The sequence below is a fragment of the Pseudomonas sp. R62 genome (genome assembly GCF_000257605.1).
Lineage (GTDB): Bacteria > Pseudomonadota > Gammaproteobacteria > Pseudomonadales > Pseudomonadaceae > Aquipseudomonas > Aquipseudomonas atacamensis.
This window is the reverse complement of record NZ_JH635998.1, coordinates 591,422-614,145: the sequence shown is the minus strand read 5'-3', so window position 1 is coordinate 614,145 and position 22,724 is coordinate 591,422. Positions and strand designations below refer to the sequence as shown.

Sequence of the window (22,724 nt, the reverse complement as noted above, 5' to 3'; positions counted from 1 at the left end):
GCTGGTTTCGCCGATCGCATAGAGGCCGGGCACGTCGGTGCGACCGTGCTGATCGACCATCACCCCGCCACAGGTGTAGTGCGCGGCGGGAACCACGGGGATCGGTTGTTTGGTGATGTCGATGCCGAAGCCCAGGCAGCGCTCATAAACAGTCGGGAAGTGGCTTTTGACGAACGATTCAGGCTTGTGGCTGATGTCGAGATAAACGCAGTCGACACCCAGGCGCTTCATTTCATGGTCGATGGCCCGCGCGACAATGTCACGAGGCGCCAGCTCGGCGCGTTTGTCGAAGCGATACATGAAGCGCTCGCCGTTGGGCAGCTTCAAATGCGCGCCTTCGCCACGCAACGCTTCAGTGATCAGGAAACTCTTGGCTTGCGGGTGATACAGACAGGTCGGATGGAACTGGTTGAATTCCAGGTTCGCCACCCGGCAACCGGAACGCCAGGCCATGGCGATGCCGTCACCGCAGGCGCCGTCGGGGTTGCTGGTATAAAGGTAGACCTTGGCCGCGCCGCCCGAGGCCAGAATCACGAAACGTGCGCCGTAGGTGTCGACTTCGCCGGTGGCGCGGTTCAGTACGTAGGAGCCGAGGCAGCGATCGCCTTCCATGCCCAAGCGGCGCTCGGTGATCAGATCAACGGCCACCCGCTGTTCCAGCAGTTCGATGTTCTCGCGCTCTTTGGCCTGGGCCAGCAAGGTCTTGAAGATCGCAGCGCCGGTGGCGTCGGCAGCATGGATGATCCGTCGATGGCTGTGGCCACCTTCGCGGGTCAGGTGAAATTCGAAACCACCGTCTTCAGTGCCGGACTGTTCGTCGCGGGTGAAGGGCACGCCCTGGTCAATCAGCCATTGGATGGCTTCGCGGCTGTGCTCGACGGTGAAGCGTACGGCGTCTTCATGGCACAAGCCGCCGCCCGCATTGAGGGTGTCGTCGACATGGGATTCGACAGTGTCGGTATCGTCGAGCACGGCGGCAACGCCGCCCTGGGCCCAGAATGTCGAACCGTTGGCGAGATCGCCTTTGCTCAATACGGCAATGCGCAGATGACCGGGCAAGGTCAAAGCGAGAGTCAAACCGGCAGCACCGCTGCCAATCACCAGAACATCGTGTTGGAACTGTTGGCTCATTTCAGGATTCCGCTCAAAGCGACCCGGGTCGGGGTTGGCGCAAGACAGCTGGATCGGCGAGTCAAGACAGCCACACAGCCCACTAGTATATAGAGGGGTTGGGCGGCACAATAGCCGGGCCCAGATGGCATTGTGAGACTACTGCGCGATAAAAAGCGCTGTGCTTCGTCGGAAGTTTTTTTCATCGGTTTTGAAAAATGACACCTGTATCGGCGCTGAAACAGTCTTTTCCGAGCAGGGTTGCGCAATGTCAGGTGGGTACGGCTATAAATAATTGGAACTTTTGCCAAAGGCCCAAGATCAATAGACGGTGCCAGAAACCAGGGACAGTGTCGGCTTCAGTGCGGAATCTGCGTTTGGATTCCTGCCGGCGAAACCGATAACAAGATTATTCGCGCAGCCGGTTTATCCCGCGCTGCGTTTTTCGTGCGTGCCAAATCAGAGCCCGCAGGAAACTTGCTTGGAGGGGGAGAACTTTTGCGAAAAGCCCGAGTCTATGTTTGCAAGTCTGGTCGTTTAGTAATGCAAGTCTCCTCCGGGCTTATCGAGGAGTGTTCATGCTAACCCAGGAAGAGGATCAGCAGCTGGTCGAACGCGTTCAGCGTGGCGACAAGCGAGCTTTCGATCTGCTGGTGCTGAAATATCAGCACAAAATTCTCGGGTTGATCGTGCGTTTTGTGCACGACACCCATGAAGCCCAGGACGTTGCTCAGGAAGCCTTTATCAAGGCGTATCGGGCACTTGGAAATTTCCGCGGTGACAGTGCGTTTTATACGTGGCTGTACCGTATTGCCATTAACACGGCAAAGAACTACCTGGTTTCCCGCGGCCGTCGGCCGCCGGATAGCGATGTAAGTTCGGAGGATGCAGAGTTCTACGATGGCGATCACGGCCTCAAGGATCTCGAATCACCGGAACGTGCATTGCTGCGGGATGAGATCGAAGGCACTGTCCATCGGACCATCCAGCAACTGCCAGAGGATTTGCGTACGGCTTTAACTTTACGTGAATTCGATGGTCTGAGTTACGAGGACATTGCGAGCGTCATGCAGTGTCCGGTGGGTACCGTGCGCTCCCGGATTTTCCGCGCTCGGGAGGCCATCGACAAAGCCCTGCAACCGTTGTTGCAGGAAAACTGAGACAGCGGCGACAGCCAAGAGAGGAACGCCATGAGTCGTGAAGCCCTGCAGGAATCGCTGTCCGCAGTGATGGATAACGAAGCGGACGAACTGGAATTGCGTCGAGTGCTCAGCGCACTGGATGATGTTGATACCCGTGAGACCTGGGCTCGTTACCAGATCGCTCGGGCAGCCATGCACAAGGATCTGCTGCTTCCGCGTCTGGATATCGCTGCGGCAGTGTCCGCTGCGCTGGAAGACGAAACGGCCCCGGCCAAAGTATCCCGCAGCCCATGGCGCAACCTGGGTCGCCTCGCTGTTGCCGCTTCGGTAACCGTGGCCGTTCTGGCCGGTGTTCGCCTGTACAACCAGGACGAAATCGCTGGTGTTGAACTGGCCCAGCAGTCGAACCAGCCTACTTTGGCCACTCCACAGGTCAAGGGTCCGGCAGTTCTGGCTGGTTATAGCGAAAGCTCGGAAGCGACTGGTCCGATGGCCAACGGCGTTCTGCAAGGTCAGCCAGGCTGGCATGATCAGCGTCTGCCAGGCTATCTGCGTCAGCACGCTCAGCAGGCTGCACTCAAAGGAACTGAAAGCGCGCTGCCATACGCACGTGCCGCAAGCCTGGAAAACCGTTAAGGAGGATCATGCGCGCCATCCCCCTACTTTCGCTTCTGCTCAGTGGCTGGTTCATCGTTCCAGCCCACGCTGACGAGGCCCAGGACTGGTTGACCCGTCTGGGCCAGGCCGAGCAGCAGCAAAGCTTTCACGGCACTTTCGTTTACGAGCGCAACGGCAGTTTTTCCACGCACAACATCTGGCATCGCGTCCAGAATGGCCAGGTCCGCGAGCGGTTATTGCAGCTCGACGGTTCGGCTCAGGAAGTCGTGCGCATTGATGGACGTACTCAATGCGTCAGCGGCACCCTGATTGCGGGATTGGGTGATTCACCCAACGCTGCCGCCCGTGCGCTGGATCCCAAAAAGCTGAAGAATTGGTATGACCTTGCCGTCATTGGCAAGTCGCGCGTGGCCGGTCGTGATGCAGTGATCGTGTCGCTGACCCCTCGTGATCAGCACCGTTACGGTTTCGAGCTGCATCTGGACAAGAAAACCGGGCTGCCGCTCAAGTCGTTACTGTTGAACGACAAAGGGCAGTTGCTCGAGCGTTTCCAGTTCACCAGCCTCGACACGGATGAAATCCCGTCGGACAAGGACTTGTTGGCGGACCCGGATTGTAAGCCGATCAATATCGCAAGCGACAAGGCTTCTGCAGCTAAAACCGTGCAAAACTGGCGTTCGGACTGGCTCCCGCCAGGCTTTGAGCTGACCAGCAGCAGTTCGCACAAGGATGCGCAGACCAAGACCCAGGTCAGCAGTCTGATGTATGACGATGGTCTGGCGCGTTTTTCGGTGTTCCTTGAACCGTTGAATGGCGCAACCGTCACTGACACCCGCACTCAGTTGGGCCCGACCGTCGCGGTATCCCGTCGCCTGACCACGCCGCAGGGTGAAATGATGGTCACGGTGGTCGGCGAAATCCCGATTGGCACCGCCGAACGAATCGCTCTATCGATGCGTAACAACGATGGCGCTGCGACCAGCAAGCAGTGAGCTGATTTCAGTCATTTCCACTTCGTCGTCGAGACGTCGAAATGTTTGCTGAGCATTTTCATTTGCAAAACCCCTGAAAATTTTTTATAGGTCAGAGCCTCACGGCTCTGGCCTTGTTTGTTGTTCCCGGAACAAAAATGCCGGTCTGTGGTTTCCGGTGTTCCTTTGCTCCATATCGCTTAACCCTGCTCGTCGTAACGGGAGCTGTATGTCGATACCAAGTTTGAAGTCTTACCTTTCCATCTTCGCCACCGTGCTGTTGCTCGGTCAGGCGGTGCCTGCTGCGCAAGCGGCCGATCTGCCTGATTTCACCCAATTGGTCGAACAAGCGTCGCCAGCGGTGGTGAACATCAGTACCACGCAGAAACTGCCGGACCGTCGGGTCAACCAGCAGATGCCGGATCTGGAAGGCCTGCCACCGATGCTGCGCGAATTCTTCGAGCGCGGCATGCCGCCTCAGCAGCGCTCGCCACGTGGCGATGGCCGCCAGCGTGAAGCGCAATCGCTGGGTTCGGGTTTCATCATTTCGCCGGATGGCTACATTCTCACCAACAACCACGTGATCGCCGATGCTGACGAAATCCTCGTCCGTCTGGCTGATCGCAGTGAGATGAAGGCCAAACTGGTCGGCACCGATCCACGCTCTGACGTGGCGTTGCTGAAAATCGAAGGCAAGGATCTGCCGGTGCTCAAGCTCGGCAAATCCCAGGACCTGAAGGCCGGCCAGTGGGTTGTGGCGATCGGTTCGCCATTCGGCTTTGACCACACCGTGACCCAAGGCATCGTCAGCGCCGTCGGTCGTAGCCTGCCAAACGAAAACTATGTGCCGTTCATTCAGACCGACGTGCCGATCAACCCGGGCAACTCCGGTGGCCCGCTGTTCAACCTGAACGGTGAAGTGGTCGGCATCAACTCGCAGATCTACACCCGCTCCGGTGGCTTCATGGGCGTGTCTTTCGCCATTCCGATCGACGTGGCGATGGATGTTTCCAATCAGCTCAAAAGCGGTGGCAAAGTCAGCCGCGGCTGGCTGGGCGTGGTCATTCAGGAAGTGAACAAGGATCTGGCCGAGTCGTTCGGTCTGGACAAGCCAGCTGGCGCGCTGGTAGCGCAGATCCAGGATGACGGCCCTGCGGCCAAGGGCGGCCTGCAGGTTGGCGACGTGATCCTGAGCATGAACGGTCAGCCGATCGTCATGTCCGCCGATCTGCCGCATCTGGTCGGCGCGCTGAAGGCTGGCGCCAAAGCCAATCTGGAAGTGATTCGTGAAGGCAAGCGCAAGAACGTCGAGCTGACCGTCGGCGCAATCCCGGACGAGGACAAAGAGCTGGCAGGTCTGCCGAAATCCGGCGCTGAAAGCAGCAGCAACCGCCTCGGTGTTGCGGTCGGTGAATTGACCGCCGAGCAGAAGAAAACCTACGACCTCAAAGGTGGTGTGGTGATCAAGGAAGTGCAGGACGGTCCTGCGGCCCTGATCGGTCTGCAACCGGGTGACGTGATCACCCACCTGAATAATCAGGCCATCGGCTCGGCCAAGGAGTTCACCGACATCGCCAAGGCGTTGCCGAAGAACCGTTCGGTGTCGATGCGCGTGCTGCGTCAGGGCCGTGCCAGCTTCATCACCTTCAAACTGGCGGAATAAGCCAGCAACAAGGTAAAAAAGAAACCGCCTCGAAAGAGGCGGTTTTTTTGTGTCTGCAGTTTTTGTCTTGTCTCGAAAGACTCAGCCCATCATGTCCTTGACCATACGCTCCTGCTCCATCAACTCGCGCTGGCGGGCATCGATGCGCGAGGACAGCGGGAAGTTGTTGCCCGCCTTGCGCTTGGCGAAGTCCAGCTGCTGAATGGCTTGGCGGTAATCGCCGACCAGTGCAAAATACTCGGCGCGCGCCTGATGCAGGCCGATGATGTTGCCCGACAAGCCGCGGGTTTCAGCAACCTGATACCAGACGTCCGGATCATCCGGGCGTGACTTGAGCAGGCTGTCGAGTGCCTTCTCGGCATCGGCGGCGCGATTCTGCTTCAACAGCAGATCGACACGCACCTGATTCAGCGGATAGTTGCCCGGGAACTGCGTAAGCATGCGGTCGACCCGTGACTGCGCATCAGGCAGACGATTGTTGGTGATGTCCAGATCGACCTGCGCGAGGTTGTAGATGATCTCGTTCGGCGACTTGGCCAACAATTGCTTGAGGTTCTCTCGCGCTTCGTTGAGCTGGCCACCCTTGATTTGCGCGATGGCGAGGCCGTATCGCGCGACATCATTTTTCGGGTTTTCATCGAGCAGGGCGTGGAAACGCTTGGCGCCCAGCCCCGGGGTTTCTTCGTAGATCAACTGCACCCGCGCGCGAATCAACTGGTAGCGCATGCTGTCTTCGATGCCGCCCGGTTTCGCCTGCTCGGCGCGGTTGCGGGTGTCGGCGATACGCGATTCGGTGACCGGGTGAGTCAGGAGGAATTCCGGCGGCTTGGCGTCGAAGCGGTACTGGCGCATCAGGCGCTCGAACATGGTCGGCATCGAGCGCGGATCGTAACCGGCCTTTTCCAGGTTGAGGATGCCGATGCGGTCCGCTTCCTGTTCATTCTGCCGCGAGAAGCGCCGTTGTTCCTGCAACGCCGCAGCCTGGGTGCCAGCGATGGTGGCGATGCCAGCATCACCGCCGCCTGCCGCCGCGATGACGATACCCGCCAGCAACGCGGCCATCATCGGCACCTGCATTCTTTGTGAGGCTTCGACGCCTCGAGCGAAGTGACGTTGCGACAAGTGCGCCAGTTCGTGAGCGAGCACCGAGGCGTATTCACCTTCGGTCTGGGCGTTGAGGAACAGGCCGCCGTTGACCCCGACCACGCCGCCCGGCGCTGCGAAGGCGTTGAGTTGTGGGCTGTTGATCAGGATGAATTCCAGGCGCCTGTCGGAGACCTGGCTGGTCTCGACCAGCTTGTACACGCTGGATTCGACGTAATCCTTGAGCTGCGGATCGTTGAGCTGGGAAACCTGACTGCGCAGCATGGCCAGCCAGGCGCGGCCGAGCTGGTATTCCTGTTGCGGCGAGACAATGGCAGAGCTGGCGTCGCCGAGTGACGGCAGATCGTCGGCAAAGCCTGGTGAGGCGAGCAGGCAAGCGAGCGTCAGCAGGGTAGGGCGCAGAAAAGTCATGCACAAAGCCTTGGAGGACAAAGACCTTACTGTAGCCGGACACCGAAGCCGCGACCAGATATTCTAGGCAGCTCGACAACCCGAACCGGAGTGACGCAATGACTGACGCTGTAGCCCATGACGTGGAACTGGACGCCAGTGGCCTGAACTGTCCGTTGCCGTTGCTCAAGGCAAAAATGGAACTCAACAAACTGCAAAGTGGCGCTGTGCTCAAGGTGATCGCTACCGATGCCGGCTCGCAACGCGACTTCCGTACCTTTGCCAAACTCGCCGGTCATGCGCTGTTGCGCGAAGAAGACGAGGCTGGCGTCTACCGTTACTGGTTGAAAAAAGCCTGAAGCGCCGCGCCTAAAATCGAAGGGATTATTGATGTTCAAAGTGTTACGCGACTGGATTCAGCGCTACTTCTCCGATGAAGAAGCCGTGGTGCTGGCAGTGCTGCTGTTTCTCGCCTTCACCGCCGTGCTCACCCTCGGCGGCATGCTTGCGCCGGTTTTGGCCGGGATGGTGCTGGCGTATCTGATGCAGGGCCTGGTGGTGACGCTCGAGCGGCTGCGTGTGCCCGGCGGGGTGGCCGTGGGGCTGGTGTTTGCGCTGTTCATGGGCGCGCTGATGCTGTTTATCGTCGTAGTGCTGCCATTGCTGTGGCATCAGTTGATCACGCTGTTCAACGAGTTGCCGGGCATGCTCGCCAAGTGGCAATCGCTGCTGCTTCTATTGCCCGAGCGCTATCCGCATCTGGTGTCTGACGAGCAAGTCCTGCAAGCGATCGAAGCGGCGCGGGGCGAGATTGGCAAGTTCGGTCAGTGGGCACTGACTTTCTCGTTGTCGAGTTTGCCACTGCTGGTGAACATCATGATCTACCTGGTGCTGGTGCCGATTCTGGTGTTCTTCTTCCTCAAGGATCGGGCGATGATCGGCGAGTGGGTGCGCGGCTATCTGCCTCGCGAGCGCGCGCTGATCACCCGCGTCGCCCAGGAAATGAACCGGCAGATCGCCAATTACATACGTGGCAAAGGCATCGAGATCGTGATTTGCGGCGGCGTGACCTACATCGCCTTCATCGCGCTGGGCCTGAACTACGCGGCGCTGCTGGCGTTGCTGGTCGGCTTGTCGGTGGTGGTGCCGTATGTCGGTGCGGTAGTGGTGACCGTGCCGGTGCTGCTGATTGCGCTGTTCCAGTGGGGCTGGAGCGATCAGTTCATCTACCTGATGGCGGTTTACGGAATCATTCAGACGCTGGACGGCAACGTGCTGGTGCCGTTGCTGTTTTCGGAAGCAGTGAATCTGCATCCGGTGGCAATCATCTGCGCGGTGCTGTTGTTTGGCGGATTGTGGGGATTCTGGGGGGTGTTCTTTGCGATCCCGCTGGCGACGCTGTTCAAGGCTGTGCTCGATGCGTGGCCGCGCAAGGAACCGGTGGTGGCGCCGTTGCTTTAGATCGGGGTAGAGGCTTTTGGCCTCATCGCTGGCAAGCCAGCTCCCACAGGTTTTGTATGTGCGGAACCCTGTGGGAGCTGGCTTGCCAGCGATGGCGTCGGTGACGACGCAGCAAAAACATCAGGCTTTATTCAGAGCCTCAGCCGCCGCCAGCACGGCATCAACATGCCCCGGCACTTTCACGCCACGCCATTCCTGACGCAGCACACCGTCCTTATCAATCAGGAAAGTGCTGCGATCAACGCCCAGGTATTCCTTGCCATACAGTTTTTTCAGCTTGATCACGTCGAACAGCTGGCAAACCGCTTCGTCCTTGTCGCTGATCAACTCGAACGGAAATTCCTGTTTGCCTTTGAAGTTTTCGTGCGACTTCAAGCTGTCGCGGGAAATGCCGAAGACTTCGGTGTTGGCAGCCTTGAATGCCGCATATTGATCGCGAAAGCCCTGGCCCTGAGTGGTGCAGCCCGGGGTGCTGTCCTTCGGGTAGAAGTAGATCACAACTTGCTTGCCCTTGAGTTCGGACAGGCTGACGGTCTGCCCGCTGGTCGCAGGTGCGGTGAAATCCGCAACCGGTTGGTCGATGGCAACGGCCATGAAAGCTTCCTTACATTGGGTTTTGTGGGCGCCAAGGCTCGATCAGGGCATCCAGGTTCATCGCGTCGGCGAAATCGAGGAACTGATCGCGCAGCCAGCTGATCTGGGTGTTGGCCGGCAGGGTCACGGTGAACGTGGCGTTGAGCATGGTGCCGCCGGTCTGTGGCGCCTGATAGGTGTCGCAGGTGAGGTTTTCCAGCTCGACGTTGTGGTCCATGAAGAACTGGCACAGCTCATTGATGATGTCCGGGCGATACGCCGAGCTGACGTAAGCCACGTAAGGCAGCGCCTGCGGGCGATTTTCCAGAGCGGCGCTGCGCACCACGTTGACGGTGAAAGCGTGACGCTTGGCCAGCACTGGCAGGCTGCCTTCGAGGCGCGCGAGGGCGTCCCAGCTGCCGGAAATTTCCAGCACCAGGGCGCTGCACTCGCCGTGGCGGGTCAGGCGAGAGGTGACGACGGCGCAGCGGTTTTCATGGCTGGCGCGGCACAGGACGTTGGTCAGCTCCATGGGGTTGGCGCCGAGGGCACTGATGACAAGGAATTGTTCGCGAACTGTGGGGGTGGACATGCAGCATTCCTAAAGCGATGAGCGGTCGGTAGGTTGACGGGCGTTGGCGGCCGGGAGTGCCTGTTCTGGCGGTCCGTATAAAGAGCCCCGGCCAGCGTTCGCGGCTCGCTCCGCTGTGCGGGAGCGCGTCGATGCGACGCAGGAACGGGGCCTGGGAGGCCGAAAGGGGAGGCTGAAACCCGGCGTACAAGCTGATCTGTACCGATCAAAGTCTGAAGGGTAGCGAAAAGCGGCGCCAAGGGGAATGGCGGCGGCGCAGTACTTCGCTTGTGCAAGCATCTTGGCGCCAGTACCATTACCGCTCTCTTTTTCCGGCAGGAGCGGTTTCATGATTGCGGGCAGTATGGTGGCACTGGTCACTCCCATGGATGCACAAGGGCGTCTTGACTGGGACAGCCTCAGCAAACTCGTGGACTTCCACCTCAAGAACGGCACCCATGCCATCGTCGCCGTCGGTACTACCGGCGAGTCGGCCACCCTTGATGTAGAAGAGCACATCGCCGTCATCAAAGCCGTGGTCAAACAGGTTGCCGGGCGCATTCCGGTCATCGCCGGCACCGGCGCCAACTCGACCCGCGAAGCCGTCGAGCTGACCCGCAACGCCAAGGCCGCCGGCGCCGATGCCTGCCTGCTGGTGGTTCCTTATTACAACAAGCCGACCCAGGAAGGCCTGTACCAGCACTTCAAGCACATCGCTGAGGCGGTGGACATTCCGCAGATTCTCTACAACGTTCCCGGCCGCACCTCCTGCGACATGCAGGCCGAGACGGTGATTCGCCTGTCCACCGTGCCGAACATCATCGGCATCAAGGAAGCCACCGGCGACCTCAAGCGCGCCAAAGCGATCATCGATGGCGTGAGCAAGGATTTCATCGTGCTGTCCGGCGATGATCCGACCGCTGTCGAGCTGATCCTGCTGGGCGGCAAAGGCAACATTTCGGTCACCGCCAACGTCGCCCCGCGCGAAATGGCTGACCTGTGCGAGGCCGCGCTCAAGGGCGACGCCGATACCGCACGCGCAATCAACGAAAAACTGATGCCGCTGCACAAGGACCTGTTCATCGAAGCCAACCCGATTCCGGTGAAGTGGGCTTTGGTCGAAATGGGCCTGATGCACGAAGGCATCCGCCTGCCACTGACCTGGCTGAGCACCCCTTGTCATGAAACGCTGCGCTCGGCCCTGCGCCAGTGCAACGTCCTGGTTTAATTGAGGAAGTACAACGCATGAAGCGAATGGCCGGACTTTCCGCACTTGCCTTGATTATCTCCAGCACCAGTGGCTGCGGATGGGTCTGGGGGCCGGAAGGTTATTTCCGCGACCGTGGAAGCGATTACCTGCAAGCGCAACAGACTGCACCGATGCAATTGCCACCGGATGTGAGCACTGCCAAGCGCCTCGATCCGCTGTTGCCGATCCCGCGCAACGTGGCCGATGACACCGCGACGGGCGAATACGTCGTGCCGCGTCCTCAGCCGCTTTCGGCGGTTGCCGACGCAACTGATTACTCGCTGCAGAAGAGCGGTGATTCGCGTTGGGTCGTGGCTCAGCACCCGCCGGCCGAAGTCTGGCCAGTGGCGCTGCAGTTCTTCCAGGACAACGGTTTCCGTCTGGATGAACAGCGTCCGCAGACCGGTGAGTTCACCACCACCTGGCAGCACTCCGACGAGTTGTCCGCATCGATGGCCAAACGCCTGAGTGCGGCCGGTATCGCCAGCGACAGCGAAACCCGCGTGCGTGTGCGCATCGAGCCAGGCGTGCAGCGCAACACCAGTGAGATCTACGTGGTCAGCGCCGAGCGTCCTGCCGGCAGCACGGCGGACGTGGCCTTTACCAACCGTTCGGTCAACACTGGCCTGGACGCTGCGCTGGTCGACGACATGCTCGCGAGCATGAGCCGCACGTCCGAGAAGGGCGGTTCGGTGTCGATGCTGGCCTCGCGTGATTTCGACGCGCCGAGCCGTGTCAGCCTGAACGAAGACGGCAGCGGCAACCCGGTGTTGAACGTCGGTACCGATCTGGACCGCGCCTGGTCGAGCGTCGGCCGTGCGCTGGAACAGGGCGAATGGCGCGTTGAAGACATCAACCGCAGCCTGGGCCTGTACTACATCAACCTGGCCGAAAAAGCCGAGAAGAAAGACGACAAGCCTGGCTTCTTCAGCAGCCTGTTCGGCAGTGCGCCGAGCAAGGAAGAAGTCGAAGCCCGCGCCGAGCGTTATCAGGTTCGCCTGAGCAAGGTGGGCGAGAACATCCAGGTCACCGTCGAAAAGAACATCAACACCGTCGCGCCGGCCGATGTCGCGCGTAAAGTGTTGAGCGTGATTCAGGACAACCTGGGCTGATCCGATATGCGTTTTGCCGTTCTCGGCAGCGGTAGCCAAGGGAACGGCACGCTGATCGCCAGTGCTGATACGTACGTGCTGGTGGATTGTGGTTTTTCCCTGCGGGAAACCGAAAGACGTCTGTTGCGCCTGGGTGTTCAGCCGGCGCAACTGAGCGCGATACTCGTGACCCACGAACATGCCGACCACGTGCATGGCGTGGGTTTACTGTCTCGGCGCTACAATCTGCCGGTCTACCTCAGTCGTGGCACGTTGCGCGGGATGCGCAAACCGCTTGAACCGGCAGGCTTTCTGGCCGGCGGCGAGCAACTGCAGATCGGCGCACTGAACGTCGGGGTCATTGCCGTGGCCCATGACGCGCAGGAGCCGACCCAGTACGTCTTCAGCGATCAGGAACAGCGGCGCTTCGGCCTGTTGACCGACCTGGGATCGTTCTGCGAGCGGGTGCTGGATGGCTATCGGGACCTCGATGCATTGATGATCGAGTCGAACCATTGTCGCGACATGCTGGCCCGTGGTCACTACCCGTACTTTCTCAAGCAACGGGTGGGCGGCGAACGCGGACATCTGAACAACCATCAGGCGGCATTCCTGGTGGCCGAGTTGGGCTGGCAGGGTTTGCAACACCTGGTGCTGGCCCATCTGAGCAGCAAGAACAACCTGCCGCAGCTGGCCCGGCAATGTTTTGTCGACACCCTCGGGTGCGACCCGGACTGGCTGCAACTGGCCGATCAAGATTCAGGGCTCGACTGGCGCCACATCGCCTAGCCCACCTACTTAGCAAGCGGAGCCCATCATGGAAAAACGTGAAGAACTCTACCGCGGCAAAGCCAAATCGGTTTACAAGACCGACGACGCTGACCGCTTGATCCTGCTGTTTCGCAACGACACTTCGGCGTTCGACGGCAAGCGCATCGAACAGCTTGATCGCAAAGGTATGGTGAACAACAAGTTCAACGCCTTCATCATGCAGAAACTCGAAGCGGCCGGCGTGCCGACCCAGTTCGACAAACTGCTGGGCGACAACGAATGCCTGGTGAAGAAGCTCGACATGATCCCGGTGGAATGCGTCGTGCGTAACTATGCCGCCGGCAGCCTGGTCAAGCGTCTGGGCGTCGAGGAGGGCATGAAGCTCAACCCGTACACCTTCGAACTGTTCTTGAAGGACGACGCCAAGGGCGACCCGTTCATCAACGAATCCCACGTCGTGGCGTTCGGTTGGGGCACCGCCGAGCAACTGGCGCGCATGAAGGAACTGTCGCTCAAGGTCAACGAAGTCCTGAGCAAACTGTTCGACGACGCCGGCCTGCTGCTGGTCGACTTCAAGCTTGAGTTCGGCGTGTTCAGCGACGGTTCCATCGTCCTCGGCGACGAGTTCAGCCCGGACGGCTGCCGTCTGTGGGACAAGGACACCAAGAAGAAGATGGACAAGGACCGCTTCCGCCAGGGCCTCGGTGACGTCATCGAAGCCTACGAAGAAGTCGCCGCTCGTCTGGGCGTACCGCTTTAATCGACGCAAGCATCTGATAGCACGGAAAAAATTTCGTTTGGGGGGTTCGCAACCAACGAAAGTGTTGTTATGATGCGCGCCGTTGGAGAGATGCCAGAGTGGCCGAATGGGACGGATTCGAAATCCGTTGTACCTTCACCGGTACCTAGGGTTCGAATCCCTATCTCTCCGCCATACATTTAAAAGCCCCGTAGACTCTGGTCTCGGGGCTTTTTTCATTCTAGGATTCTACGTAGCGTTTCTACGTAAAATACCTGCCGTGACAGACCCTCTCAGCACTCCTACAGCGTCTTTTCCATCTTTCGCACCCATCAATCTAAGTCGGAACGTCTCGGCGCCTATGCGGGGTCGTGGGGCGCGAGAGAGAGCGGGGATATTCATAGATGAGGCGAGGGAAATTAAAAAGCCTCATACGCTGAGGCTTTCATGTTGCAACGCGTTTTAAGCGTAGGAGATCAACTTCCACGTAACAGCTTTGCCGTTATGTGGTGGAAACACATTGCCTTCCGCGAATGGCCCTGTGGTTGAAGGCGTATCTTGCGTTTCCCATACGCCACTCTCTGGTGACTTCTCGCCGGTTTTGCGGGTAGTTCCGATTGGTGACTTGCTCATTTTCATATCCCCATGGCAGGTATTGCTCAGGCTGCAATACGCAACCTGAAAGCAACAAGAGCGTAGCTTGGATCCAAGTAATAGCAATGTGATGTCTCTTTTCGAAACAAACCAATGGTTGGGGACGATTCAGGTCGGGAGGCAGGGCGCTCAGCAATCCGCCGGTAGAAATTAATTTCATGGATGGCACAGATTTTGCTTGACAACTAACTGTTTGTAGTGTAAACTAGGTAGTGAGAGATACAGGTTTTTTTGTCATTCTTTTCGTCCCTCACAGCACCAAACCAAATTCCAGAATATCTAACCGGGCCAGCCGCCAAGCTGAGTTCGGTTTCGTCGTTTCCGAATCACCCACACCGATCCAAGCGTGAACTTGTCGAGCGGTGTGGATGTAGACCACGGAGTCATCGCTCTCCGCCTCGAAGCCGCTGACAGGGCCGGTTTGGTCGAACTCTCTGTTAGGTGGGTTTAGGTCACCCGCCGCACCGTCAGTCCTACGGTCAGCTACTCGACGGCATGGACAACTAATTTCGAAACACTCATGTAACCCTTGGAATGACCAGTTCATTCAATAGCCGGACAATGTCCGGCTAAGTTTTACCTGAGTTTCCTTATTCTCACACCACTTATTCTCACCGGAGGCCGAATGCCAACCGTAGTAAGACCGTGCGTGGTCTGTTCCGCACCCATGCAAACGCAAAGAGCATCAAAGCAAACCTGTAGCCACAGATGCTACATGCAACATCATCGCGCTCTACAGCGTAAACAAGCAACACAATCCACCATAAAAAACGAGGTAAATACCATGAGTCAATTGTTCCAACCAGATGCAGCGCATCTAAAGCGTCTACAAGACTTCGAAGTAGGGCAATACAAAACCCGTCCCCAATGTAATATCCAAGGCCGAGAACAACTCGGTATTATGGAAGAGTTTGAAGTGCAGGGTCTCCAAAATACCCTTGATGAATTTGTCAGGTTGATCGGACTTGGCTATACACCCACAGGGGAAATCGCTCACCTTCCGAAAGTGATTGCAGGGCCAACAGTCGATTGGGTAATCCTTTCCTTGCGTAAACCAGAGTCACAGGTTGAACAAGAGATCGCTCAAATTAAGGCTGACGTAGAAGCTACATACCTTGCCCAGCTAGCCGATGCTAAAGCTGCGTGTGTGGCTAAAGAAGTTGAATCGCTATTGGCTGGCGAGAAGCGCAGAAAGCAACAGGCCGAGTTAGACGCTAAGGCAGCACAGGAAGCCGAGGAATATGCTCGCGTTGAAGCCGAAGTGTTGGCAGCTCTTGGAGGTAAACAATGACCAATAAAATTGATCCGAGCACTCTATCGGGCACGGAGCTTTTGCTCAGACTTAAATATGCCAAAGACACACTAGCTACAAGCTCGCCAGAGGCTCTGCAAGAGGTTGTATTAGATGAGGCGCTACCAGTGTATGAAGATGCGATTAAAGTCTCTCAAAGCGAGGCAGGGAGCTATGCAGAAATGCTGTTACTACAAGAGCGTGCTCGTAAGTTAGTAGAAGCCGTTAAACAAGCCCAGAAGAACAAAGGAACGCAATGACACAAACTGCTACACCGATTCAAGAGCTGAAAAAATCTCCGCAACACCACAGCATCACGCACATGACAAATCCAAAGATTCGTCCCTTCGCCTGTGCAATGGGTCAGTGGCTCCGTAAGTGCCACGGATTCGACGTCGATTACTCTTACCGCTGGGTTAAAGCTCAGGATGGATCTATCTATTTTGCTTTGTCAGGTTCTCGCAGCGTGCAAACCGTCTTTGCCGATTACTTAAAGAACAACCGAGGCGATTACTACAGCAGCGCGACTGTAACTAACTACGGGAACAACTCAGTGGCATTCAATCGTGTATTCGCCAAGCTCTTGGAATTGAAACATGGTCTTGGCGCCTACGGTGAAACAAAATTAGTTCCCATCAAGATGTGATCGCTCAACTGATCGGCGTCTTCAAGTTCAACGTTGATCCAAGTGGCTTGCAACGTTTCATAGCGATGATGCGAAGTGCCGAACGTCAAATGACTCAACTCGGGAAGCAGGCAGACGCACTTCAGAAGAAGCTGAGCGCAAAGATGGGCGTCAAGGTCGATAGCGCCGGACAAGAAAAGCTAGCCAAGACTGTAAGAGCCAGCCTCGGCCGGGAGCTGAAGCTCGGACAGGCAGTTCAGCGCACCGGACGTGTAACGTTCATCGCTGAGCTACTGGGCAAAAACTGATCAACCTTCGCCAGAAAGAGACCGTAGCGATTCCTTGCTTTCCGCGAGAAGATAGTTCAGGCGATTCTAGATCCCAAGTCAGCCAAGACCCAAGGCGAGCGTTTGACGGTTTCAGATGCGGTAGCGACTGGTCTCATTCGGTTGGCTGTAGGGGCAGGGGCGGTTGCGTCAGGCGTTCGAGGGTTGAATACCAAGTCGCAGAGCGATGATGGCGTTGTGCCTTTTTCCAGTTGTGATTTGGTGGTTTGTGCTATCATCGCTCGGTCTATGGAGAGCCCCAATGTCTATTGCCCCCCAAAAAATCACGCAAGAGCTTACATCCCGTCTCAATGAGATGAGTATGAAAGTATATAACGAAGGCCAACCGGTTAATGAGTTGAGCTGGATGCAACTGATGAATGATCTTCGTAAAATAGAAGATGTTTATGGGTTAGAGCAAACTTCGTTACTGTCTCAAGGTGTTCTTTGGGCTCTTAAGGGGGAAGAGATTAAAGCTTTTGATTTGATAGATCGCTCCCTTCCTTATGGGGGTAAATCAATTCATTGGTTAATGACTCGTGCGATGGTTGGTGGAACATATGGTCGGCTTGACTATATCTCGGATGTTTTAAGTTTTGATTATCCTAAAGATAATATTGGGCTTCTTCTGGATATATATGGAATGGCCGTTCATGCCGGGCTGTTTCGGTCTGCTCTTCACATAAAAGAATTGCTCGCCAGATTAGGTTGTGAAGAAGATAGGTTGTTGAGGCAGTTTGGTTCCAGTGCGGAATTACCGCTTATGTGCTCTTTGCTTGAGCGCTATGAGGTTAAAGAGACGGTTTTAAAGGATCGAGTGTCTGTTGTTATAAAAACACTCGTTTCTAGAATTGGGTTTGTTCCTAGATTTTCGATTGATTCTGATCAATATGGAATTACATACGAATTTGCAGTGCGCTTGGATTCGGACGCGAGGGCAGAGATGGATTGGGTCATCGCAGATGCACTTAGCGAAAATTTTGAGGACGATTTGTCTAGAGTTATTAGTTTTGGTGTGCGCTGGGATTCGAAAGGGAGCAATGTGTAATGTCGGTACGCAGGAAGGAGTTCATCGATTCTGCAAATCAAATGATTGCTGAAGCTTCGGCAAGTGAGATAATTCTTAGAAATGCCTGCTCTAGAGCCTATTATTCTGTATACCATGCGGCTGAACATCGGGCGGGTGTATTGGCTCTGCCCGCAGCCCAAAAAGTGGAGGGTGGAGCTCATGAGCAGTTGTTTGAGCGGTACCGCTCAATCAAGAAGTCAGGTAGTAAGCTTGCTAGTTTGATGGTTAGATATAAGAGAACTCGGGCTCGCTGCGACTATAAGTTAGAGAGCGAGATTACGAGAGAAGATGCGCTCCAGCATGTAAAAGGCTGTTCGATGCTGTTCTCAGAAATTGAGCGGTTTGGAACTCCAGCAGTTTGTGCTTCCAAAGTCGTCTAAAGCGCTAGCATTAATGGTGTAGTTAATTTGCGCAGTGCTAATGGAGTCTTCCTACGAAATATTCGGTCAGTAGGAGGCTCTAGCTGCTGTGTTTGATAAAATTGTTAACCTCAGCATTTGCATGTTCAAAAGCGGGGCTTCCATTCTTCGTAAGGCAGAGTGGAAATGTCCTGGAAATAAAAAGTCTAACTAGCGTTTCGTCTAAATTCCCACTCTATCACTAACGCCCATGCAGTCGTTTCAGTTGTGGTTTTCTGCTACCTAAAATTTGACCCTACCCAACACCACGAGGCATTTGCCTATGACATGAACTGAATACAGGAGATATAGAATTGAGTAAGCGATTGCAGCTTTCGCAACAGTTTCGCACTAGCAACATTGATGGTTTCCGAGTCGATCAGGACACCGGAGAAGTCTACGGTGAGTACATCGCCACGCAATACACACCTACACAAGAAGCTTACGAACTATCTCGAGCCTCTACCGATGGCGTACAGGAACTATACCTGCTTGATCCAGATTCTCATGTGGTTGTTGGTGACTTCGAGACGCGCGTAATCCCTATCGGCGTCATTGACTTGGATGCGGTGAGGGCCAAGCGCGGGCCTAAGCCGAAGGTCTTAGTAAATACACTCGCACCTTACGTTCAAGTGGCTCATTCCGAGGGTATGCAGTGGCTGGATGACTTTGTCTACGGTGCTTGTTACACATCAGGCGGAACGAGTAATGGAACGCTCAATGTCTCGCCTGCCGATGTTCTGAGGGTGTGTATGTTGCACATCATCAGCACGGAGACCGTTAGGTCTGTGATTCGAACACGTAGCTTTGAACCAGTCTCTGAGAGTCAGGCAAGACGTATTGCCAATGCGGCAAAGTTCGCTATTGGCGGTATTGACCTCTACCTCTCACGCAATCCCGAGGTTATGGACGCTCTACGTTATGAGGTTGATTTCATTGCGTCGTACAGGGCTTCACTGGTGGAAGATATGACCGCTTGAAATACACGCGGATAAGAGAGAGAAGCGAACGACCCTAGACCGTAGGTCTGAATTAATTACACGCGGATATAGAAAACGTCAGTGCGTGAGCACTAATGTAATCTCACCGTTGAGAGGGCGTTAGTCGCATCGTCCCGATTCAGGATCAGCCCACCGTCCAATACAATAATATCAACACACATCAAAGCTCCTCGCTTTTGATCTGCTATACCGAAGGTGACGTGCAATGACTGTCAGCGTCCGCTGATGGGTTACTACTGAATGCGTCCGCATTCGTTTATGCACCGAAGCAAAAGGCAAGATCAAAGAGCTGGATTTTTGTTTATTTGTATTTGTGTCGAGGTATACCCGGAGGGTAGTCGGCGGTCACGCCATAGCTGAGTCCACGTGAAAGCTAAACGCTTTCGGTGCGACCACCAACACGCATCAGTCTTCGACGCTGTCGATTGCGAAGTTGATAAAGGCTGAACAGCAAATGAGCATGAATCTAGCATCTGCTTTGGTTGGTGCAGCAGTATTGTCTAGCAACGCATGTCTGATGCCACTGGCGTCACTGGTGTAGCCATAGAGGGTGAGGAACGCTGATTTCAAGCTGCCGTGCAGATTGTGCTTGGTCTCAAGAATTTTCAGCGCCTGTCCTAGCGTAGCCTTATCATCGCCCACGAGTTTCTTTGCAAGAGACTCTACAGCGCTTATGCTTTCTTTAATTGAATTTCGGTAGTCCGGGTTTTGCCTATCAGTTAGTAGGCCGAGCGCTGTTTGAAGGTGTGTTCTTACCCCGGTGTATCGGTCGGCGTTAAGTATTGCTTGCTCAATTTCATTGATTTCTTCCGGCGAGGTAATAGGGGTAATCTGCTCAGCAACAAATCGATACGCAGAGTTTTCGCGTTCAAATATTTCGTTGCAAGCTTCGAGGAATTTATTTTTGTTAATGTCTGGGCCGTTTTGCACTATGAATTCTACGAAGTCATAGACCGCATGCCATTGCGATTTGAAAAACGTCACTCTGATTCTTTGAAGGAAATACTCCCAGTATTCGTCAATGGTGTCAATTGGTTGCTTGTAGTGATACATATAGATGGAAACTGCAAGTTGGTGGAGATTCGATCCTCTTACAAAGTCGCCTCGGCCAATATTTCGGCTGGGAGGACTTCTGTAGAGATTCCAGTAGAATGCTATTATCGCATTCCAGAGTGAGTTTCTCAGGTCAATATCCATTGATTCCGATTGAATAACTTTGGTGCTTGGCGTAATCCCCATCCGTTTCGAAAAGCTCATTGCCACCTCGACACTGTGTTTCAATCGATACTACACCACTATTTCCGAGTATTGGTAACCTCCGCCATATCTCAAAACAACTTGGGTGAATCCGTACTAAAACCCTGCATCCAAGGAAGGTCTACTTCGATTTCTTGGTTGATGGTTTAGGCTGCAAGCCAGCATTTCCGGGCCTTTCCATTTTCCATGGTTAAGCTGAATTCGATGCGGACGCCTCAACCTGAGGTTTCTACGCCAAAACGGCAGATTTGAGCCGGAATCACCGTTTTCTGCAAAAGAACACTTCCTTCTGGCCACCTTGCACAAAGACCTTCCTCGACTAGCTTTGATGATGTCGCCGACGTGGCGATGGCTATCAAGGAGCACGGTATGGCTAACAAGCGTGGTCGGGACTCTGGCAACGGGCAATTCATACCTATTGACAAGGCCAAGAAGAATCCGGGGACATCGACGGTGGAGACGATTCCGCCGCCGAAGAAGCCAACCAAGCCAAAAGGTAAATAGCTTTATCGTGAGGGAAGTGGCTAGTCTCCCTCACACCCCTCAAGGATGAATGCCATGCCAACTATCCCAGACGCCAACATCGCCGCAGCAGATGTCCTTACGCTCCTTTTGCACAACCAACACGCTATTGCGGCAGCCATTGAAGAGTTAGCCTTGTGGGCCAAAGCAGGTGGCTCGCCCTTTACCCATGAGAGCGTTGTTGCATCGCTAGAAACCCTCGATAAGAACGCCTCCGCCATCAGCGATGGAATCCTCAAGCTCCGCCAATGATTGCTATCTGAGTTCTATACCTTTTTGGTAGTGCGATAGCCGTCCGTCACTTGCTATCAAATGCCATTTCTGAATAGCTATTTGATCGAGTTATCATTAGTCTATCGAATCAGAGCATAAAGGATAGCCAGTCATGAACGCCCACCTCTACCTGAGAGCTTCCACCAAGGATCAAGACGCCAACCGTGCTCGGGTAGCATTGGAAGCGTTCGCTGCTGAAAAGGGCTTAACCGTTGCTGCGGTCTACGCTGAGAACATCAGCGGAACCAAGCTCAACCGTCCTGAGTTGATGCGCTTGCTCGATGAAGCGCAGCCGGGGGAGGTGATCGCATGTGAGTCTGTAGACCGGCTCAGTCGCTTATCACAGGCTGACTGGGAGACTCTGAAAGCCACGATCAAGGCTAAGGGGCTGCGTCTGGTAATCGCTGACCTGCCCACCTCTCACATGATGGTCGAAGACAAAGGCATCACCGGCCAGATCATGGAAGTGATCAACGCCATGCTTTTAGACCTCATGGCCACCATGGCGCGTCTAGATCAGGAGAAGCGTGTTGAGCGCATTAAGCAAGGATTGAACAACAAACGTCTAGCTGATCCAGAGTGGAAGCCATCAGGCAAAGGTAAGAACGTTGATGTATGGGCGAAGGTGCAAGCTGTCATCACCAAGAACCCAACCCTATCAGCTGACGACGTGGCTAAGCTGGCTGACTGCGGCGTAGCGACTGTGTACCGGATCAAGCGTGCAATGAAGTAGTGAGTTAGAGCCACCCAGAGCCCGCCTAGTGCGGGCTTTGTGCATCTGGATATCAGTGTTGAGGTGAGCTGTACAAGCGCATTGAGAGCGCTGTAGGGGCTCTGGTGGAGAGGTTATTTCTAGATTTCTGCTGACTAGACAAGCCCCCATCGCACGCCGTTAAGCAGCGCTGGCAAGACTGAGCCAACCTTATTTTTTAGACGGAAACGCAGAAGCTGAGCGAGAGTGCTCAGTGAATTTTGGCGGGGGCTAGGTTCGGGAGATATTGTGCGGGTAGGGCCACCAAATCAGCGAAAGCTTGGTGGCTTGTCGCTAACCGTCAGCGAGGTGGGCTGCGGCGGTGGTGGCAGACATCTTCCCATTCACCGAAGCGGAACCGGCGATATTGACGAACCGGCACAGTTTTAGCACCGACGGTTGTGTTGCGGGTGAAGCCAATCGACATGTCCATTAGGGCAGTCTCCAGTACGTTAAGTTAAGTCGCACTAGTCTGGAGACGACCGCCGATCAAACACCGATTGACGTAGAGACATCAATTCGGTTAAATGGCGTCCTTCTCTTGACCGTGCTCAAACGCATGCCTCAGAGGATGCGAGCAGTTGCGTTTACGTCCGTCAAAACATGACGCGACTGCTCGTAGACATCTTCAGCAGACACCGCCTTCATTGGCGGTGTTTGCATTTGTGATTGCACTATATCCACTTCTTCTTGCCGCTGCAAGCCTCCATGGCGCATCTACAGCACATTTCTCTGCGTTCCCGCCTCCGTATTCGTCTTTGCCCCCTACAAGCCCCCTAAGAGGCCCTCAAGAGGCCCTAGAAAGGGATTTAGTGAGCACTCACCATCACTGAATTCTTACCGTTTAAGGCAGATATGTAGTGTTTAAGACCGATCTAAACACAACATATGGGGTCTCGGCGTTCTCGGGGCTACAAGATAATGCGTTTCAATGGGTCGTACAACGTACTGCCTGTGGATAAGCCTGTGCGTAAATTGTGTAAGAAAAGCGGAAAACGCGTGGAGGCCGCCCAGTTGCTGAGCCAGACCGTTTGTCACGGATTTCTCGGATTACGTCCTTTTTTGCACAAACGAACCGTAACGCAAAATCCTTCTATATAAAGA

At 55.3% G+C, this 22,724-nt stretch carries 25 protein-coding genes and 1 tRNA gene; 21 read left to right on the top strand and 5 right to left on the bottom strand.

Going from position 1 to position 22,724, the window contains the following annotated elements; all coding sequences use genetic code 11:
• The coding region (nadB, locus tag OQK_RS04280; protein ID WP_038860545.1) for an L-aspartate oxidase at positions 1-1,131 on the bottom strand (1,131 nt) is incomplete at its 3' end.
• Between the two features lie 557 nt (positions 1,132-1,688).
• Here nadB and rpoE point away from each other — a divergent pair.
• From rpoE to OQK_RS04260, 4 genes are all read left to right on the top strand, one after another.
• On the top strand, positions 1,689-2,270 hold the full coding sequence (rpoE, locus tag OQK_RS04275; RefSeq protein ID WP_003172477.1) for an RNA polymerase sigma factor RpoE: 582 nt from the start codon (positions 1,689-1,691) through the stop codon (positions 2,268-2,270).
• A 30-nt stretch (positions 2,271-2,300) separates the two neighbouring features.
• Positions 2,301-2,888, top strand: a complete 588-nt coding sequence (locus OQK_RS04270) for a sigma-E factor negative regulatory protein (protein ID WP_008077804.1) — start codon at positions 2,301-2,303, stop codon at positions 2,886-2,888.
• Positions 2,889-2,896: 8 nt separating this feature from the next.
• Positions 2,897-3,862 (top strand): MucB/RseB C-terminal domain-containing protein, encoded by a 966-nt coding sequence (locus OQK_RS04265; protein WP_016771272.1) that lies wholly within the window; start codon positions 2,897-2,899, stop codon positions 3,860-3,862.
• 208 nt (positions 3,863-4,070) lie between these two features.
• On the top strand, positions 4,071-5,504 hold the full coding sequence (locus tag OQK_RS04260) for a DegQ family serine endoprotease (RefSeq protein WP_016771271.1): 1,434 nt from the start codon (positions 4,071-4,073) through the stop codon (positions 5,502-5,504).
• An 81-nt stretch (positions 5,505-5,585) separates the two neighbouring features.
• Here the strand turns inward: OQK_RS04260 and OQK_RS04255 are convergent, their stop codons facing one another.
• The gene (locus tag OQK_RS04255; protein WP_016771270.1) at positions 5,586-7,019 is read right to left on the bottom strand and encodes a M48 family metalloprotease; all 1,434 of its coding nucleotides are present in this window, start codon (positions 7,017-7,019) and stop codon (positions 5,586-5,588) included.
• Between the two features lie 98 nt (positions 7,020-7,117).
• Here OQK_RS04255 and OQK_RS04250 point away from each other — a divergent pair, with 98 nt between their 5' ends.
• Both OQK_RS04250 and OQK_RS04245 read left to right on the top strand, forming a co-directional pair.
• Positions 7,118-7,357, top strand: coding sequence for a sulfurtransferase TusA family protein (locus OQK_RS04250; RefSeq protein WP_016771269.1), 240 nt, complete (start codon positions 7,118-7,120; stop codon positions 7,355-7,357).
• 31 nt (positions 7,358-7,388) lie between these two features.
• On the top strand, positions 7,389-8,459 hold the full coding sequence (locus tag OQK_RS04245) for an AI-2E family transporter (RefSeq protein WP_016771268.1): 1,071 nt from the start codon (positions 7,389-7,391) through the stop codon (positions 8,457-8,459).
• Between the two features lie 120 nt (positions 8,460-8,579).
• On the opposite strand, the gene OQK_RS04240 is transcribed toward OQK_RS04245, so the two are convergent.
• Together OQK_RS04240 and OQK_RS04235 are read right to left on the bottom strand one after the other, a co-directional pair.
• A complete protein-coding gene (locus tag OQK_RS04240; protein ID WP_016771267.1) occupies positions 8,580-9,053 on the bottom strand; it encodes a peroxiredoxin in 474 nt (157 codons plus the stop codon).
• Positions 9,054-9,063: 10 nt separating this feature from the next.
• Positions 9,064-9,624: a glycine cleavage system protein R gene (locus OQK_RS04235; RefSeq protein ID WP_016771266.1), complete on the bottom strand. Its 561-nt coding sequence runs from the start codon at positions 9,622-9,624 to the stop codon at positions 9,064-9,066.
• 328 nt (positions 9,625-9,952) lie between these two features.
• Here OQK_RS04235 and dapA point away from each other — a divergent pair, with 328 nt between their 5' ends.
• The 12 genes from dapA (at position 9,953) to OQK_RS04175 (ending at position 18,796) form a co-directional block, all read left to right on the top strand.
• Positions 9,953-10,831, top strand: a complete 879-nt coding sequence (gene dapA / locus OQK_RS04230; protein ID WP_016771265.1) for a 4-hydroxy-tetrahydrodipicolinate synthase — start codon at positions 9,953-9,955, stop codon at positions 10,829-10,831.
• A gap of 17 nt (positions 10,832-10,848) precedes the next feature.
• Entirely contained in the window at positions 10,849-11,964 is a 1,116-nt protein-coding gene (gene bamC / locus OQK_RS04225; protein ID WP_016771264.1) for an outer membrane protein assembly factor BamC, read from the top strand.
• Positions 11,965-11,970: 6 nt separating this feature from the next.
• On the top strand, positions 11,971-12,732 hold the full coding sequence (locus tag OQK_RS04220) for an MBL fold metallo-hydrolase (protein ID WP_016771263.1): 762 nt from the start codon (positions 11,971-11,973) through the stop codon (positions 12,730-12,732).
• 28 nt (positions 12,733-12,760) lie between these two features.
• Positions 12,761-13,474: a phosphoribosylaminoimidazolesuccinocarboxamide synthase gene (gene purC, locus OQK_RS04215; protein WP_016771262.1), complete on the top strand. Its 714-nt coding sequence runs from the start codon at positions 12,761-12,763 to the stop codon at positions 13,472-13,474.
• Between the two features lie 84 nt (positions 13,475-13,558).
• Positions 13,559-13,648 (top strand) — tRNA-Ser (locus OQK_RS04210).
• A 1,243-nt stretch (positions 13,649-14,891) separates the two neighbouring features.
• Positions 14,892-15,398: a hypothetical protein gene (locus tag OQK_RS04205; protein WP_016771261.1), complete on the top strand. Its 507-nt coding sequence runs from the start codon at positions 14,892-14,894 to the stop codon at positions 15,396-15,398.
• The gene (locus OQK_RS04200; protein ID WP_016771260.1) at positions 15,395-15,658 is read left to right on the top strand and encodes a hypothetical protein; all 264 of its coding nucleotides are present in this window, start codon (positions 15,395-15,397) and stop codon (positions 15,656-15,658) included. The genes OQK_RS04205 and OQK_RS04200 overlap by 4 nt, the downstream gene beginning before the upstream one ends.
• Positions 15,655-16,044 carry a hypothetical protein gene (locus tag OQK_RS04195; RefSeq protein WP_016771259.1) on the top strand — a complete coding sequence of 130 codons (390 nt, stop codon included), beginning with the start codon at positions 15,655-15,657 and terminating at the stop codon, positions 16,042-16,044. Before OQK_RS04200 ends, OQK_RS04195 begins: the two co-directional genes overlap by 4 nt.
• Entirely contained in the window at positions 16,041-16,331 is a 291-nt protein-coding gene (locus OQK_RS04190) for a hypothetical protein (protein WP_016771258.1), read from the top strand. The genes OQK_RS04195 and OQK_RS04190 overlap by 4 nt, the downstream gene beginning before the upstream one ends.
• A gap of 280 nt (positions 16,332-16,611) precedes the next feature.
• The gene (locus tag OQK_RS04185) at positions 16,612-17,397 is read left to right on the top strand and encodes a hypothetical protein (RefSeq protein WP_016771257.1); all 786 of its coding nucleotides are present in this window, start codon (positions 16,612-16,614) and stop codon (positions 17,395-17,397) included.
• Complete coding sequence (locus tag OQK_RS04180; RefSeq protein WP_016771256.1) at positions 17,397-17,798, top strand: hypothetical protein; 402 nt, start codon at positions 17,397-17,399, stop codon at positions 17,796-17,798. The genes OQK_RS04185 and OQK_RS04180 overlap by 1 nt, the downstream gene beginning before the upstream one ends.
• A gap of 332 nt (positions 17,799-18,130) precedes the next feature.
• The gene (locus OQK_RS04175) at positions 18,131-18,796 is read left to right on the top strand and encodes a hypothetical protein (RefSeq protein WP_016771255.1); all 666 of its coding nucleotides are present in this window, start codon (positions 18,131-18,133) and stop codon (positions 18,794-18,796) included.
• A gap of 426 nt (positions 18,797-19,222) precedes the next feature.
• On the opposite strand, the gene OQK_RS04170 is transcribed toward OQK_RS04175, so the two are convergent.
• Positions 19,223-20,074, bottom strand: coding sequence for an AbiJ-NTD4 domain-containing protein (locus tag OQK_RS04170; protein ID WP_038860541.1), 852 nt, complete (start codon positions 20,072-20,074; stop codon positions 19,223-19,225).
• A gap of 369 nt (positions 20,075-20,443) precedes the next feature.
• Between OQK_RS04170 and OQK_RS31840 the strand changes: the two genes are divergently transcribed.
• The 3 genes from OQK_RS31840 to OQK_RS04160 all read left to right on the top strand — a co-directional run bounded on the left by OQK_RS31840 (position 20,444) and on the right by OQK_RS04160 (position 21,602).
• Positions 20,444-20,578, top strand: coding sequence for a hypothetical protein (locus OQK_RS31840; protein ID WP_016771253.1), 135 nt, complete (start codon positions 20,444-20,446; stop codon positions 20,576-20,578).
• 54 nt (positions 20,579-20,632) lie between these two features.
• On the top strand, positions 20,633-20,848 hold the full coding sequence (locus OQK_RS04165) for a hypothetical protein (RefSeq protein ID WP_016771252.1): 216 nt from the start codon (positions 20,633-20,635) through the stop codon (positions 20,846-20,848).
• A gap of 133 nt (positions 20,849-20,981) precedes the next feature.
• Entirely contained in the window at positions 20,982-21,602 is a 621-nt protein-coding gene (locus OQK_RS04160) for a recombinase family protein (RefSeq protein ID WP_016771251.1), read from the top strand.
• Positions 21,603-22,724 lie beyond the last annotated feature (1,122 nt).